This is a genomic window from Vibrio metschnikovii CIP 69.14, assembly GCF_000176155.1.
GTDB classification, from domain to species: domain Bacteria; phylum Pseudomonadota; class Gammaproteobacteria; order Enterobacterales; family Vibrionaceae; genus Vibrio; species Vibrio metschnikovii.
Window position 1 is genome coordinate 376256 of record NZ_ACZO01000007.1, and the last position, 15745, is coordinate 392000.

Annotated in this window: 11 protein-coding genes and 1 pseudogene; 7 read left to right on the top strand and 5 right to left on the bottom strand. The window is 44.0% G+C overall.

Going from position 1 to position 15745, the window contains the following annotated elements:
• Positions 1-10: 10 nt before the first annotated feature.
• The 3 genes from VIB_RS13445 (at position 11) to VIB_RS13455 (ending at position 3299) form a co-directional block, all read left to right on the top strand.
• On the top strand, positions 11-1900 hold the full coding sequence (locus tag VIB_RS13445; protein WP_004396754.1) for a sigma 54-interacting transcriptional regulator: 1890 nt from the start codon (positions 11-13) through the stop codon (positions 1898-1900).
• A 127-nt stretch (positions 1901-2027) separates the two neighbouring features.
• Entirely contained in the window at positions 2028-2264 is a 237-nt protein-coding gene (locus VIB_RS13450; protein WP_004396755.1) for a hypothetical protein, read from the top strand.
• Between the two features lie 285 nt (positions 2265-2549).
• On the top strand, positions 2550-3299 hold the full coding sequence (locus VIB_RS13455) for a substrate-binding periplasmic protein (protein ID WP_004396756.1): 750 nt from the start codon (positions 2550-2552) through the stop codon (positions 3297-3299).
• A gap of 83 nt (positions 3300-3382) precedes the next feature.
• Here VIB_RS13455 and tdh read toward each other — a convergent pair whose 3' ends face one another.
• The 3 genes from tdh to VIB_RS13470 form a co-directional block, all read right to left on the bottom strand.
• Positions 3383-4417, bottom strand: coding sequence for an L-threonine 3-dehydrogenase (gene tdh, locus VIB_RS13460; RefSeq protein WP_004396757.1), 1035 nt, complete (start codon positions 4415-4417; stop codon positions 3383-3385).
• Entirely contained in the window at positions 4414-5610 is a 1197-nt protein-coding gene (locus VIB_RS13465; RefSeq protein ID WP_004396758.1) for a glycine C-acetyltransferase, read from the bottom strand. Before VIB_RS13465 ends, tdh begins: the two co-directional genes overlap by 4 nt.
• A 295-nt stretch (positions 5611-5905) precedes the next feature.
• Positions 5906-7162 carry an SGNH/GDSL hydrolase family protein gene (locus VIB_RS13470; RefSeq protein WP_004396759.1) on the bottom strand — a complete coding sequence of 419 codons (1257 nt, stop codon included), beginning with the start codon at positions 7160-7162 and terminating at the stop codon, positions 5906-5908.
• A gap of 561 nt (positions 7163-7723) precedes the next feature.
• On the opposite strand from VIB_RS13470, the pseudogene VIB_RS13475 reads away from it, so the two are divergent.
• From VIB_RS13475 to VIB_RS13485, 3 genes and pseudogenes are all read left to right on the top strand, one after another.
• A pseudogene (locus VIB_RS13475) lies at positions 7724-9391 on the top strand (S8 family serine peptidase); the annotation flags it as partial.
• Between the two features lie 225 nt (positions 9392-9616).
• The gene (locus VIB_RS17090; protein WP_050782754.1) at positions 9617-9925 is read left to right on the top strand and encodes a hypothetical protein; all 309 of its coding nucleotides are present in this window, start codon (positions 9617-9619) and stop codon (positions 9923-9925) included.
• A 387-nt stretch (positions 9926-10312) separates the two neighbouring features.
• Entirely contained in the window at positions 10313-11248 is a 936-nt protein-coding gene (locus tag VIB_RS13485) for a LysR family transcriptional regulator (protein ID WP_004396761.1), read from the top strand.
• A gap of 50 nt (positions 11249-11298) precedes the next feature.
• Here VIB_RS13485 and VIB_RS13490 read toward each other — a convergent pair whose 3' ends face one another.
• Both VIB_RS13490 and VIB_RS13495 read right to left on the bottom strand, forming a co-directional pair.
• Positions 11299-11670, bottom strand: coding sequence for a cytochrome b562 (locus VIB_RS13490; RefSeq protein ID WP_222434489.1), 372 nt, complete (start codon positions 11668-11670; stop codon positions 11299-11301).
• A gap of 142 nt (positions 11671-11812) precedes the next feature.
• Positions 11813-12562, bottom strand: coding sequence for a phosphatase (locus VIB_RS13495; protein WP_004396763.1), 750 nt, complete (start codon positions 12560-12562; stop codon positions 11813-11815).
• Positions 12563-12771: 209 nt separating this feature from the next.
• Here VIB_RS13495 and VIB_RS13500 point away from each other — a divergent pair, with 209 nt between their 5' ends.
• Positions 12772-15651: an HD domain-containing phosphohydrolase gene (locus tag VIB_RS13500; RefSeq protein ID WP_004396764.1), complete on the top strand. Its 2880-nt coding sequence runs from the start codon at positions 12772-12774 to the stop codon at positions 15649-15651.
• Positions 15652-15745: the final 94 nt, after the last annotated feature.

The following is a 15745-nucleotide window of genomic DNA, read 5'->3' on the forward strand; positions in this document are numbered from 1 at the left end:
AGATGTATTTATGGTTGCCGATACCTATAAACAATGGAAAATTTTTGTCGATACTGGCTGGTTACCCACTAAAGGCCAGCAAACCGAACTCTATCAACAGTGGCAGCAAGCCAGCCAATGTTGCCAAGCGAAAGCTTGGCAACCACCCAAAAACTTAAGAGGCTCAACGCTTAACGAGACTCTGCAGTCACAACAAAATCTACTCTGTTTTACTCAGCGAGTCTTAGATGCGATTACCGAAAAACTACGCGCACCCGCCTGGTTATTTTGTATCACTAACGCACAAGGGATCACCTTACACCTGCAAGGTACGGCAACAATTAGCCAAGCGCTATCAAGCCTAGGTTTATGCGTCGGAGCAGATTGGACAGATAAACGGATCGGTAATCACGCTATCGAGCGCTGTTTGGTCACTCATCAAGCGCAGTTATCAAGTGGAGCCGAACATCTGAGTAAAGCGCTGCATCCTTGGTTTTTCTCGGCGGTGCCTATTTTCGATCCCATGGGCGAGTTACTGGCAAGCTTGACGTTAATTGGGGAAACCCAACAACACACCATCATGATCGATGCATTAATGGAAAGTGCCGCCCGGGAAATTGAAACGCTACTCAGCTCAGAGCAGCGCCTGACTCAAGCCAATACGCTACTGACCCAGCGTGATGTACTGCTAGAGGGAATAGAACAAGGCGTGGTCACTTGGCAAGCGTCAGGATACGTGCAATACATTAATCACTGTGCTCGGCAGTGGTTAGGCTTAGATGAAAGTCATATTGGCCTACACATTGAGGCGTTATTTCATTTTCCGCCCGTGGTTGAACAAGCCTTAGCGGAGAGAACCAAACTAGAAAAAGTCGAAGTCATGGTGGATTGTCAGCAACAATTGCTGAAAGTGATCCTCTCTCTTAAGCCGCTAAGTAGCGGTGAAGTGATGGCACTGTTTCATCCTAGCGAACCACTAACCCAACCTCATGAACGTCACTTTATTGGCGGCGACTATTGGCAGCCGGGCGAAAACCTGTGGTTACTGGAAGGCCACCCTTGTCAGCAGCGGATTGAAAAGGCAGCCAAAGTCTCAGTACCGGTACTACTGCAAGGCGAAGATGGCGTCGGTAAACTCTCTCTCGCGTTAGCCATTCATCATAAAAGCCAGCAACGTCTCGCACCACTGATGATTATTGATTGTGCTGCTTTACAACCGGAGCAATTAGCCCAAGCACTACTTGGGGATGATCAGCAAAGCCAACCATCGAAATTTGAACTGGCTTACAATGGCACGCTGATTTTAGAACATATCGAATATCTACCGCCTAACTTACAAGCGAGCTTATTAGCGATTTTAAAAACCGGGTTTCTCACTCGTTTACATAGTCAGCAAGTGATTCCCGTTAATGTGCGCGTGATCAGCACAAGCAGTGCTGATTTAGACAAGTTAGTCGAATCAGGGTTGTTTAGCCGTCAATTGTGTTACGCCATGCAAGGGATTGAGGTGTGTATACCTCCGCAGCGAGAAGCGCTCGATTATACTCGTAGCCTTATCTCGCATATTGTCCACCGAGCCAACTACACGCTTGCCGCTGACGCTTTGCAAAGGCTCTTGGATTATAGCTGGCCAGGTAATCGCAGTGAGCTATTGAGTGTGATGGACAAAGTACTGCTCAGTTCGGCTCATCACGTTATCCGCCTTTGCGATCTTCCCGATAGAATTCGCCAACGCACCGACCAAGCGCAACCCATTCAAAGCCTCGAATTAATGGAAAAAAATGCCATTATTCATGCGTTAAAACATCATCAGGGGCATTTGCAACAAACCGCTAAAGCATTGGGCGTTGGCCGGACAACCTTATGGCGTAAGATCCGCAAATACGACATTGATGAAACCGCGATTGTTGAATCTTCTTAGCTAACGAACAGAAATGCCTGACATCAATCGTCTTCAATCAATATAAACTGGCACCAAATATGCTTAATAAAAATAACTCAGCACTCACTTGTCATCATGCTGAATACCACGTTTAGAGGAAAGCATTATGGGCCATCTCTATAAAATTGAATCTTACAGCGAAGAAGCGGTGCGAACACTTGCTCAATTCATTCAAGCCAAAGGGGGCAAATGCTGCATCGCAGGGTTTGCGGTGATCACCAATCACCCTTTTAAAGAAAGAGACGCCGGACGTTTACTGCCATTGATTGGCAAAGTCACCGATAATCTCACCGAATGGGATAAAAGTCAGTTCGAAGTGCTGGATAATCAGATCGCTTGTTAACGAATTCATTGTCACGAGACCAGCCACATATCGCTGATGTGCTTTAACCAAAACAGAGTGGTTAACGCACATTAGTCATAGAGCTCAAGCACAAACCACTACTCCTTAATCAACCAGGCGATATGCAACAATTTCATTTTGCAACGCAGATTGCATTATGCTTCCGCTCTTTCTCAAACTATTAACGTTTGATTTTCCCTCTTCACGATAATGATGAATAACAAAGCACTCGGCGTGACTCAGAATTGACTATAATAATAAGACTATTATTAATGAACGTGAATTATGTCGATAAGAGTGCTGTTTCTACTGGTTTTATCCTTGGTGAGCACATCCGCGTTTACCAAACCTTCAATGACGATTGTTTATTATGACTCTTTTCCGCCTTACTCTTTTCGAGATGAAAACGGTAACATGGCAGGTATTTTTATTGATATCGCCGATCAGGTTTTACAAGAAAAGATGGGATTACCCATTATTCATAAAGGCTATCCATGGGCAAGAGCGCAGAAAATGGTTGAACTGGGAGAAGCTGACGCCTTTATCACCGTCGCCACACAAGCACGGCGCGAATACACTAATGTGTCGAGTGCACCTGTTATTGTTGGCCCCATGAACTTGTTTGTTAACCCAAGCAACAGCAATCTCACTCAAATTGAGCATGTCCAAACAACGGATGATCTAAGTCCTTTTTTAATCCTCGATTATCAAGGTAATAACTGGGGTAATCAGCATTTTCCTGAAGATAACTTTCGCCGATTGTTAACCTCAAACTTATCCAATGCCTTAACTATGTTGGCTCATGGTAGAGGCGATGTGATTGCGACGGATAAAATCGTTGCGGACTATTTAATGGCTAAACTAAGTCTTCAAGGATTGATTGTCGAGCTGCCAATCATACTGGCTGAAGTAGAATTTTCGTTATGCATTGGCAAAAGTTCACCCTTTAACACCCTGCTCCCTGAATTTAATCGACAAATGGCGCTATTTCGACTGCAAGGTCATATCGAGGCCGTACTTGCTAACTATAGATAGAAAGATATGCCTCAATGACGACATAAAAAAGGAGCTCAATAAGCTCCTTTTTAGTTGATACGGATAAAATTACCCAAGAAAATTTACGCTTGCCAATCAAGAATCACTTTGCCAGAAGCCCCGCTACGCATAGCGTCGAAACCCTGTTGGAAATCATCGACCTTGAAGTGGTGGGTGATGATTGGCGTTAAATCTAAGCCAGATTGAATGAGGCTGGCCATCTTGTACCAAGTTTCGAACATTTCACGACCGTAAATGCCTTTGATGACTAAGCCTTTAAAAATCACTTGATTCCAGTCAATCGCCATCGATGAAGGTGGAATGCCCAGCAGAGCCACGCGTCCGCCATGATTCATGGTTTGCAGCATTGAGCTAAACGCACTTGGCACTCCAGACATTTCAAGGCCGACATCAAAGCCTTCTGTCATGCCCAGTTCATTCATCACATCTTCAAGCTTTTGCTCCGCCACGTTAACCGCTCGCGTTACACCCATTTTGCGCGCTAAATCTAGGCGGTATTCGTTAACATCAGTGATCACCACATGGCGCGCACCAACATGTTTCGCCACCGCCGCCGCCATAATCCCGATTGGACCTGCTCCAGTGATCAGCACATCTTCGCCCACTAAATCAAACGATAAAGCGGTGTGAACCGCATTACCAAACGGGTCAAAGATAGACGCGAGATCATCAGAAATACCATCGGGGATCTTAAACGCGTTAAACGCTGGGATCACTAAATACTCTGAGAATGAACCGGTGCGGTTCACCCCCACGCCAATGGTGTTGCGGCAAAGGTGAGTACGACCGCCGCGGCAATTACGGCAGTGACCACAAGTAATATGACCTTCACCGGAAACGCGATCCCCTATCTCAAAACCGCGAACTTCTTGACCAATACCAACTACTTCACCAACGTATTCATGACCCACCACCATCGGCACAGGGATGGTTTTTTGCGACCATTCATCCCAGTTGTAAATATGCACATCGGTACCGCAAATCGCGGTCTTTTTGATTTTAATCAGTAAGTCATTATGACCCAGCTCTGGCATATCCACTTCAGTCATCCAGATGCCTTGCTCGGGTTTTAGCTTTGCTAATGCTTTAATTTTCATTTGATAAGCCCCATCTCTTGGCCGACTTGAATAAAGACGTCAATCGCTCTGTCGAGCTGCTCGCGACTATGAGCCGCTGACATTTGCGTGCGGATCCGCGCCTGACCTTTTGGTACCACCGGGAATGAAAAACCAACCACGTAAATGCCCTTCACTAATGCACGCTCAGCAAACTCAGCGGCCACTTTCGCATCACCCAGCATAATCGGGATGATCGCATGATCAGCGCCGCCCATGGTAAAACCTGCCGCTTCCATACGAGTACGAAAATGTGCTGCGTTGCTCCACAATTTATCGCGCAACTCACCACTCTCAGCTAATAGATCTAAAACTCGCAGAGAGGCGGCGACAATTGCTGGTGCAACCGAGTTTGAGAACAGATAAGGACGTGAACGCTGGCGTAGCCAATCAATCACTTCTTTCTTACCGGAAGTATAGCCACCAGAAGCGCCGCCCATCGCTTTGCCTAGCGTTCCGGTAATAATATCAATTCTGTCGATAACGTTATGGTACTCATGAGTCCCGCGGCCATTTTCGCCCATAAAGCCCACCGCATGGGAGTCATCCACCATCACCAAAGCATGATACTTGTCCGCTAAATCACAAATCGCAGGCAAGTTCGCCACTACGCCATCCATAGAGAAAACACCATCGGTGACAATCAGCTTATGGCGTGCGCCGGCTTGGTCGGCAGCAATCAGCTGCTGCTCCAACTCTTGCATATTGTTATTGCTATAACGAAAACGCATCGCTTTACATAAACGAACGCCATCAATGATTGAAGCATGATTGAGCGCGTCAGAGATGATGGCGTCTTCTTTATCAAGTAACGTTTCAAATAACCCAGTATTCGCATCAAAGCACGAGGTATAAAGAATCGTGTCTTCTTTACCCAAAAAGGCTGATAGCTTCTCTTCAAGCTGTTTATGGATATCTTGCGTTCCACAAATAAAACGTACCGAAGCCATCCCGAAACCATGGGTCGCCATACCTTGCTGGCCCGCTTCAATCAAAGCCGGATGATTAGCCAAACCAAGATAATTATTGGCGCAAAAGTTAAGCACTTCTTGACCGGTTGAGATAGAAACCGCCGCTTGTTGCTGTGAGGTGATCACGCGTTCAGATTTATAGAGGCCTTCGGTTTTAACATCATCCAGCTGTTGGCGTATTTGTTGATAAAAATCACAAGACATTGCATTTTCCTTATTGGTTGCCGTTATCTCCAGCAAATTAGATAGTCAGTGTAATAGAAGCCTATGAATGGGATTATCTCGCTTTGCGGAAAAGCATTCATGAACTTAATTCACAAATAGACTTCATTGACTAATAACTAGCGACCAATGTACTCAACCATCGCATAAGAGCAAGCGATACCGCTCGACGAACGCAATCAGAATAAAAAAGCCTGAAGACACAAAGCATCTTCAGGCTGACTCGATGACTAAAAAACACGCAAGAGGTTAAAAGTTAAAAGTTAAAAGTTAAAAGTTAAAAGTTAAAATATTGCAGTCCATTACCAGGAGCTAACAACGTTTGTGAAATATAGCGATGAGTCGCCGTGGTTGGATGGGTGACATCCCAAAATACAAATTTATCTGAACCATCACGAGCACAGGTATTGGTGATCGGGTGACGATATAAATAATCTGCTGCAGAAGAACGGGTGAGATTCAAGCAGGGTTCACTGGCATTGGTAAAACCATGCTTTTCAGGTTCAGCGACCATTGAATCAAATAATGCATGAGTATCAAAGAGATGAATGGCGTAACCTTGTACGATATATTGCGCGGTTAGCTGCTTTAAAATGGTATTCAATGCGGTAATTTTACCGCGAATTAAATCAATTTCCGCCGGTGTCGAATAGGTAAACTGCGGTGCTTTAGTCACATCTGGTAGCGTCATCATTAAAATATTTTGCGCACCCGATTGCGTTAAACGTTGTAACGCTGTCGTAAAGTCTGCCTCAACCTCAGCAACATCGCGGTTATAATTCATAAAATCATTCAAGCCAAAGACCAAAGTATATAAGGTATTTTCTGGACGGTAATTTTGTGCTTTACCCATGTACTGTAAATAAGAATCTACTTGCCCAGTGACACCGGTTAAAGCCACGTACTGATTAGCCCCCGCTGCACCACCAACCGCCCAGTTATAGACCGGCATGTTTTTAGACTGAGCAAGGTACTCTGTCCATACCAACCCATTAGAAAAATGTCCTAAAAACCAACTATTTGGATTCGGAAAACGCCACTGAGCGGCATTAAAAATATTGCCCGTATCGGACAAGCTATCACCGAAGGCGACAATCTTGTTGATTTGATTAGCCTGCATCACAGGATCATTCGACCAAATCGTATGGTTTAAAGATAAACGATTATCCGCCGCATAAAAGGTAATATCCGCATTATCATGGTTAATGCTTAAAGTGTGTTCGCAGCGCTGACGAATGGTATTTTGTGAGGTCTGAGTATAAAACATATTTTTTAACCCGACCGAGCTCCACCAGTAACCTTCCAAGGTAAAATAACTGCCGTCATTATTTGTCGCCCACTGCCAATCGGTTGCAGGATCATTACGACTATGACTCGTGCGATACCAGCAACGCACATAGGTATAAGTTTGTCTACCTGTAGGAGCCACTGAGTAGTTTGACTGCGCAGCTTCAGGAATAGAAAAAGTGGGAGTAGGAGTAACCGATGTACCAATAGGTAAAGTTACACTTAAAAGAAACGTTGATATATTCATATTTATACCCCATATGTATACGGTAGATAATTGGTACATCATTATCTGATTAGTGAATCAAAACATATTACCCTGAGTTATATGACAATAAGTAGTGACTGATAAAAATTGTGGCACTAAGGTCAAATTCGCGATTCTCCTATCGTCATTTATTTTCATACCGATATCATCCTGATAAGAAAAAACAAAATAACCACATAAATATCAGTGGGTTAATCAGAACCTATTAACTTAATTCGTTTATTTTGTGATCTTATTTCAATAAAAATACTAATTATAATTGTTTTCTTTTCTGTTTAATTATTTTGCGCTATACGTGATCAAGTCATTAGTCTTGATTATGAAATCTCGCGCAGTGACATGATTAAAATATGAAATGTTCGCGGTTGATTATACGATCTGACCAACCGACTTGACGTTGCTGACAAATCCATGATTATCCATGAGTATCAGTAACAACACGATTGGAGTGAGTGAACCAAATAGCGCAGTAGCTGCAAGTCAACTGGGTAATATAGGATGATCAACCTGCAAAAATATCGCTCAAAAAGGACAGGGCAAATGATAAAAAAAAACCAATTAAAACGTTACGTTAAACTAGGTACAATAGCGATTGTCGCCGGTAGTGCGACTTCCGCGATGGCTCACCCAACGCTTGCATTTGATGAAGCGAGTATTCCTACTCGTTACATTGTCAAATTTAAACAAGATGAACAGCCATTCTCGATGGCCAATAACCCATTCTGGGGCCCACGAATTGGTCAGCAAGCTCTATTATCACAGGTACAAGCCAGTGATATTGAACCTATTGGTCATGATGCTTTATACAGCGCGAAACTTGCAGAAGAGCGCGTTGAAGCCCTCCGTTCACGCCCCGATGTCGAGTATGTAGAAATCGACCCACCGCGTTTTTTAATGAGCGAAACCACACCTTGGGGTTACTTTGCCGTTAAAGCCGATCAGTTAGAGGATAGTCAAGCTGATAATCAAACCATCTGTATTATTGATTCTGGTTACGATCTCGCCCATAACGATTTGAGCGGTAACCGAGTCACAGGGACGAACGATCGTGGAACTGGGCAATGGTACATTCCGGGTAGCAGCAATGCTCATGGCACCCATGTCGCGGGTACGATTGCCGCCATCGCCAACAACGAAGGTGTAAAAGGCTTACTACCAAATCAAAATGTTAACCTACATATTGTCAAAGTATTCAATGAATCCGGTTGGGGCTATTCATCGACGCTCGTGCGAGCGATTCAAACCTGTGCGGATAATGGGGCAAACATTGTCAACATGAGCTTAGGGGGTAGTCAATCAAGCCGCACCGAACAAAATGCAATGAATGCATTGTATGAACAAGGAGTATTAATGATTGCCGCTGCGGGTAACTCCGGTAATACCGCACACAGTTATCCTGCCTCTTATGATTCAGTGATGTCTGTCGCTGCCGTCGACAGCAATTACGATCATGCTTCGTTCTCTCAAGCTACTAACCAAGTAGAAATCGCTGCGCCTGGAGTTGCCGTACTCTCTACCGTCAGTGTAGGTGAAGGGGTTTTATCAACAATAATCACTGAAGATCGTGATTATTTTCGCCGTGGTGTCGTGCCACATAATCGCTTAAATAATAATGGTTTTGGTTTTGAATCGGCACCGATTGCAGGGCAATACACCGCACCTTTAGCGTTATGTGATACGAGCTCTGGTCGCTATCAATGTGGCGATATGCGTGGCAAAATTTGTCTCACTGAACGAATCGCTAATGAAACGCCATCCGTTCGTCCAGAAATTAATGCTGTTGCAGCCTGTAACAATGCAGGCGCGTTAGCCGCAATTGTCTACAGTAATCAGCAACGTCCTGGCCTCCAAAACCCGTTTGTTCTCGATCAATACGACACTCATCCGTTATTGTCTGTCAGTGTTAATCGCACCGTGGGACAAGAACTGGCGGCTTTAGTCGAGCAAGACATTACCGTATCCACTCGTACCGGTGAAGATTATCAGTACTATAATGGGACTTCGATGGCAACACCGCACGTGTCAGGCGTTGCAGGCTTAGTGTGGAGTTATCATCCACAGTGCTCTGCAAAACAAATCCGCCAAGCATTAACTCAAACCGCTCTGGATTTGGATGTCCCGGGTCGAGATAATCGCACTGGCTACGGGTTAGTGAATGCACTCGCAGCGAAAAACTATTTGGATGCGGGGTGTAATGGTCCGCGAGGTTAATTCCTCTCGTTAGGCTTAAAATGTCAAGCCAGTCAAACGGCGCGATCCCCTTGATTTACTGTCCATGTTGTCTTGGGGATCGTTATTTTCAATAATATAAACGATGATAAGACGACACCCTATCGAAACCTCTAAAAGTTGCAGGCAGGGTGAACAAAGAGAAACCAACACCGCTGCAGCTTTAAAGAGGCAGAGGATATTGATTAAGGAAGAGAGGCCATTATGTTAGCATCCTTACTATTGATAATAACCAGCTTATCACCACTCCCCACTGCCACTCAGACCAATTTTCTTGCGGAGGATAGCACCATCGAACAAAATCAATCTACGTCACGTTTTTATGTCAAATACCATACCGATAAAAAAGCCGTGGCGCTCGAATTACTAAAAAGTTTGGAACTGACCTTAATTGATAGCTTCGATGACCAACAGGTGCTCGTCGTCGAAGGTGAATCATCGATTGTCGAATTACTCAACGATAGTCCATCGATTGAATATACGGAACCCGTTCCTATTCGCTCTCTTTTTTAATGATTAGCGGGTTATTAAGGAAGGGGATTACATCACCTTTCATATAAATAATGACTAATTAATCAATGGCATATATCCCACACTGCATTCTCCCTACAAAATCTCTGGCACAAGTCACAAAAGTAAATATTAATAATGATACATAGCGACGATTTGGTTATTAATCTGCCAAAATGATGCGCTTTTTCAAAATAACCGCATTGCACTCTGTAAAGTAAACAACCATATTGCCGATGATTTCGTCTCTGTGTCGCCACGAGAAAAAATGAACCGATCACTATTGTTAAAAGTACTGTTGTTAAAAGCGGTAAGCAAAACCAATCCTCCTTCCTAAGTTGGGAGTTGAGGTTAATATTATTAACACTTAATTAGATAAGCACAGGCACTATGCTTAACACCAAACTTATCAGTCTACTTCCTGATCTTGCGACGTTTATACTGGTCGTCAATGAAGGCAGTTTTACTGCTGCTGCTCATAAGCTTGGGGTCACTCCCTCAGCGCTCAGTAAACTGATCACTCGCTTAGAGCTGGCTCTCAATGTCAAACTGTTTGAGCGTACCACACGAAAATTAATGATCACTCAAGCCGGGCAACGGGTTTACGACCAATGCTTAGTGATGATTAACGCGGCTCAACAAGCCGTTGACTTATCTGATGCTGATCATAGTGAGCCATCCGGTTCACTGACCGTCGCCGCCCCTGAAGCTTTTCTGCATTCGGTGCTGCAGCCTTTTGTACTGCCTTTTCTTAAGCAATATCCTTATATCCAATTAAAACTACGAGCCGCCGATGGTGAAATCGATTTATTTCGACATAATATTGACGTCGCCTTTAAGCTGACCGATAAACCCGATGAAAATTTAGTGATGCGTGAACTCTGTAAAACAAATTTGGTGCTATGCGCTAGCCCAGATTATCTTCAGCAACGTGGAGTACCCGCTCATCCCACTGAACTCATCGAGCACGACTGTCTCTATTTAGCTGAAACCGAACGCGATCATATTTGGGATTTTCTTAAAGAGGATGAATTTCATACCGTTGCTGTCACCGGTCGATACGCAGTCAATCAATCCCAAATCCGCTTAAATGCGGTAAAAAGTGGCTTAGGGATTGGTATCTTCCATGATTTTGTAGTTCAAGATGCCATCGCCGAGGGAAAAGTGGTGCAACTGCTGCAAAACTGGACGATAAAAAGTAACTACCACGGGGCGATTGCCATGCAATATGCTCAGACTAAGTACATGCCAGCGCGCTTAAGAGTCTTCATCGACTTTGTCTTAGCCCATTTAAAGCCCAAATTAACCATGCCGACGCCCGAATAAATCAAGCCCAAGCAATGAGCTTGGGCTTGATGATAACAAAAGGTAAATCGTTAGCGTCTTCGATGGTATTCCATACGTAATTGATCAACTTCTCTCAAGGTGAGCTTAGCTTGAGCTAACTGACCGCTGTCAAGTTCATCACTCAACCGATCCAACACCGCTATTAGCTTAGTGAATCCTTCTTGATAAACATCATGTCGACGAGGAGGATATTGACCTTGTTGGGCTTTATTTACTAACTCCGTTAACTTAGTGACAGGCACTTGCATTTCTTGCACGGTTTGCGCGCTCGCCGCCTGAGAAAATTCAGCTCTCATTTGACGCATCACTTGGCGCAAATCGACATCCGCTGCCCATACTTGACTACTCAACAGTAATCCGATTGTTAACCACACACTCGATTGAATGATCCTTTTTTGCATCACTGGCTTCCTTGTTATTATCGTATTAGTTATTTGCTATCTAAGACTTCTACTGCACCATTATAGTCAATGATTGAAAAAAGTGACGTCACCAAAAGTCGAAAACCACTCATGACTCCATACAACTTATCCCAACACATCATTAACGATAGTAATCCTGATATTCGCTAATTCTGGCCCTTCCTCTTAATGCTAAAAAATCTAAAAACTGTACAGGAGTGTGAGTAATCACTTTAGCGCTATCCATCGCTAAGCTGTCTAACAACTCACTGGCTAATGTCAGGTTACCAATATCATGACAAAAATGGGCGTCACTGCCCGTAGTTAACCATGCTCCGTGCTTTTTGGCTTCTTCGGCTATCTGATAGCAACGATCAACACTGCCTACTCGACTATGGCCTTTTAGGGTACTGTTATTAATTTCTATCGCCACATGATGTTCAGCAGCACAAGCGACAACCTCCGCGAAATCAAAATCAAAATTCGGGTTCCCTAAATGACCAAGCGCATCCACTCGACCGCTTTTGATGGTATTGATTAACGCTTGGGTATGGGTTGCTTTATCTCTGGGTTTAAATACGGGCTCATGAAAGCTGGCGATCACCCAATCGAGATTTTGATCAACAGAAGGATGGAGATCGATCTCTCCTTGAAGATTAAGTATATTCGCCTCAACGCCACGTAATATCGCCACATCATGTAGAAATCGCGGCAAAATACGTTGGTTGGAAAAAAACCAGTAATGGGGAGCGCCCGGCATCGAATGGGCGTGGTCGGTGGTGCAAAACATCTGCAGCCCTTTCTCCTGAGCCGCTTTGGCATTTTCAATCAAGGTACTATAAGCGTGACCACTGGCGTAGGTATGGGTATGAGTATCGACGGCAAGTTTCATAATCAACTCCCTTTATTTAGTGAGCTTACAGTTTACCAGTCCTACCATCGGCTTACCAATCAGCTGTAATACGAGTTCGCTACGAATCTATTGATCTATCCAATTCCTACTCAAGAAAGTCAGGTTAGATTCACACAATCGATCAGCTACCTTGGCAAGTCAATCGACGTGAACAATACTTACTCCATTGCATAGCTTAGGGCATCGTCATGGTGAAGCGTTATTTCTCTCTCAGCATACAAATCAGCACACTATTTATGGTGTTAGTGAGCTTGATTGGTATCACTCTTATTTCCATCAGTTATTACCATTCACGTCAACTGATGGGTAATATCGCGGATAATATCAGCCATGAAAATAGCAAAAAGGTTGAAGTTGCCTTTCAACAAAGTATTACCCCTATTTTAACCACTCTCGACTTTATGGCATTAAGTCATTTTATTGAAATGGAGCAACTACCAACAGAAAATTCTCATTTTTTAGCTTCACTACGTTTAGTGTTTGAACGCAACGATAATCTTGTCGCCCTCTATTTTGGTAATCACAAGGGTGATTTCACCATGATTCGTCCACTCTTCAACCCACAAACTCGATTACGCTTTCAAGCACCTGATCAGGCTAGACTATTCATAAATCAAACAAAAATGGATGGTCGAGACATTGTTATTTTCTTAGATGAGAATTTTCTCACCGTTGGTCGTCAAGAACATGGTAACAATATCTTTGATCCGCGTGAGCGTCCTTGGTATCAAAATGCCCATGAGGATGGTCAGATTCGTTTAACGGAACCCTATTTTTTCCACTTTCTACAAACTTTTGGAGTAACACTTTCACGTCGTTCAAGGGATAACAGCACTGTAGTCGGCGCAGACTTCACTCTTGATAGCTTATCTCAACAATTGGCGACGATTGCTTACTCGGCTAACACTCAATTAGCCTTATTTGATCAACAGTTTCGTCTTTTAGCCGAACATAATAGTCCACTATCATTAACCGATGATGCGTTGATCACTAATCAAAAATTATCCACCAGTGTCTTTGCTGGTGTAGCACAACGTGTTACCCAACAAGCGATATTTAGCGATGTGGCTTTTAGTGGGCAAACCTGGTCGGTTACCTTAATCCCTATTGCATTAAGTCCACACGTTCAATTATCGTTAGCTCAAGCAACCCCCCAAAAGGAACTTCTTGCCGCATTGCTCAGTATGCGTAATCGACAAATTGGGGCCGCTTTTATGATGCTCGGCTTAGGTTTCATTATCGTTTGGTTTGTTGCTCAGCGTCTTGCTCGTCCCCTCAGTAACTTAGTCGTCCAAACCGATAATATCTCTCGCTTTGATTTCCAAAAAACTCGCTATCCGAAAAGCATCATTAAAGAAGTAGCGGATTTAACGAAATCCATCGAATTAATGGAACATACCTTACATGATTTACTGCGCTTGCTGCGTGATACCGCCTCTAACCAAGACTTTGAGGTATTTGCGAAAACCATTACCCATCAAAGTTATTTAATCACCAAAGCCGAAACGATCTTGCTCTATACCTACAACCACGAGCAGCAGCATTTCACCACGGCGGCCAACCATGCGATCATTCCGTTTAAAATTGATATTAATTCACTGGTGCAAAATACACCTTGGTTATTGGCTGAACTTCGCCAAGGACAAACAGTGCATTTGAATCGTAACGACAATGTGTTGTTCCCACTGAAAGAACAGCTCTATAACAGCGACATTTATCTCTTCCCGCTGCTCAATAAATCACGCCAATTGATTGGTGTGTTGAATTTAGGTTACGAACGAGCCATCACTAAGGCTCAAGCGGATAAACACGCTTTTCTACGTGAAGTGCTTAGTTTTGCTGAAATTGCCAAAGATAATATTGATAAAATGCAGCAACAAAAACAAATGCTTAATGCGTTTATTACCTTAATCGCCTCAGCTATTGATACTAAATCTCCCTATACCGGCGGTCACTGCCAACGAGTACCTGAATTAACCAAAATGCTCGCCAAAGCCGCCACCAAAGATAAGCGTTATTTCCCAGAGTTCACCTTATCAACTGAGCAGTGGGAAGAATTAATGCTCGCCGCTTGGATGCACGATTGCGGCAAAGTCACCACACCAGAATTCGTGGTCGATAAAGCCACCAAACTGGAAACCATTTATGATCGAATTCATGAAGTTCGCATGCGCTTTGAACTACTTAAAGTTCAGGCTGAAGCCGATTACTGGCAAGGGCTCGCTACCGGAGGCGACCCTGATTTACTTAAAAAAACGCTCTCTGAGCAACAGCAAGCCCTTGATGATGATTTTGCCTTTGTCGCACAGTGCAACATCGGCAGTGAATCAATGACGGATCAAGATATCGCCCGTCTTGAACAGATTGCTCAACGGCAATGGAAGCGTACCTTAGACGATCAGATTGGTATTTCTTGGTTAGAAGCACAGCGCCACACCAACAAGCCCAATTTACCGGTGATGGAAAACGTGCTCGCCGATAAAATCGTTCACCAGATTCCGTGGGATAGCGATCCGCTAGCCACAATAGAACAAGAAGGCTTTGTGCTTAAGCCCAAACCGCTGCGCTATAACCGAGGTGAGCTGTATAACCTCAGAGTGCGCCGCGGCACCTTAACCGAAGAAGAGCGGTTTATGATTAACGATCACATTGTACAAACCATTGTGATGCTAAAACGGCTTCCCTATCCTGAGCACCTCAAGCAAGTGCCTGACATTGCAGGTGGTCACCATGAACGTATGGACGGTAAAGGCTATCCACGAGGATTAAACGAACAGCAACTGTCGATTCCTGCGCGGATCATGGCGATTGCTGATGTGTTTGAAGCGCTGACCTCTAGCGATCGTCCCTATAAAAAAGGCAAGAGTCTGGAAGAAGCCATGCAAATCATGACGACGATGGCCACCAGCGGGCATATTGACCCTAAACTCTATCTGCTCTTTTTAGAACAACACGTGTATCTCGATTATGCACAACAGTTTCTAACCAACATAGAATTAGCTAGCTTTGACCCCTCATCCTACATCACGACCGTAAAAACCTATTTACGAGATAGCGTTAATATTTAATCGATTGCGCTATCAATAGTTGATGTGTGTCAAATTGTCGTAGACAATACCCTCCTCGCTTAATCACGCTAGCCAGCGTGATTAAGCCATACCT

What these genes read in the sequence shown, in the direction of transcription:
- VIB_RS13445 (WP_004396754.1), top strand. Translation starts at nt 11, where the DNA reads ATGGTTGCCGATACCTATAAACAATGGAAAATTTTTGTCGATACTGGC.
- VIB_RS13450 (WP_004396755.1), top strand. Translation starts at nt 2,028, where the DNA reads ATGGGCCATCTCTATAAAATTGAATCTTACAGCGAAGAAGCGGTGCGA.
- VIB_RS13485 (WP_004396761.1), top strand. Translation starts at nt 10,313, where the DNA reads ATGCTTAACACCAAACTTATCAGTCTACTTCCTGATCTTGCGACGTTT.
- VIB_RS13490 (WP_222434489.1), bottom strand. Translation starts at nt 11,670, where the DNA reads ATGCAAAAAAGGATCATTCAATCGAGTGTGTGGTTAACAATCGGATTA.
- VIB_RS13455 (WP_004396756.1), top strand. Translation starts at nt 2,550, where the DNA reads ATGTCGATAAGAGTGCTGTTTCTACTGGTTTTATCCTTGGTGAGCACA.
- VIB_RS13465 (WP_004396758.1), bottom strand. Translation starts at nt 5,610, where the DNA reads ATGTCTTGTGATTTTTATCAACAAATACGCCAACAGCTGGATGATGTT.
- tdh (WP_004396757.1), bottom strand. Translation starts at nt 4,417, where the DNA reads ATGAAAATTAAAGCATTAGCAAAGCTAAAACCCGAGCAAGGCATCTGG.
- VIB_RS13500 (WP_004396764.1), top strand. Translation starts at nt 12,772, where the DNA reads ATGGTGAAGCGTTATTTCTCTCTCAGCATACAAATCAGCACACTATTT.
- VIB_RS13470 (WP_004396759.1), bottom strand. Translation starts at nt 7,162, where the DNA reads ATGAATATATCAACGTTTCTTTTAAGTGTAACTTTACCTATTGGTACA.
- VIB_RS17090 (WP_050782754.1), top strand. Translation starts at nt 9,617, where the DNA reads ATGTTAGCATCCTTACTATTGATAATAACCAGCTTATCACCACTCCCC.
- VIB_RS13495 (WP_004396763.1), bottom strand. Translation starts at nt 12,562, where the DNA reads ATGAAACTTGCCGTCGATACTCATACCCATACCTACGCCAGTGGTCAC.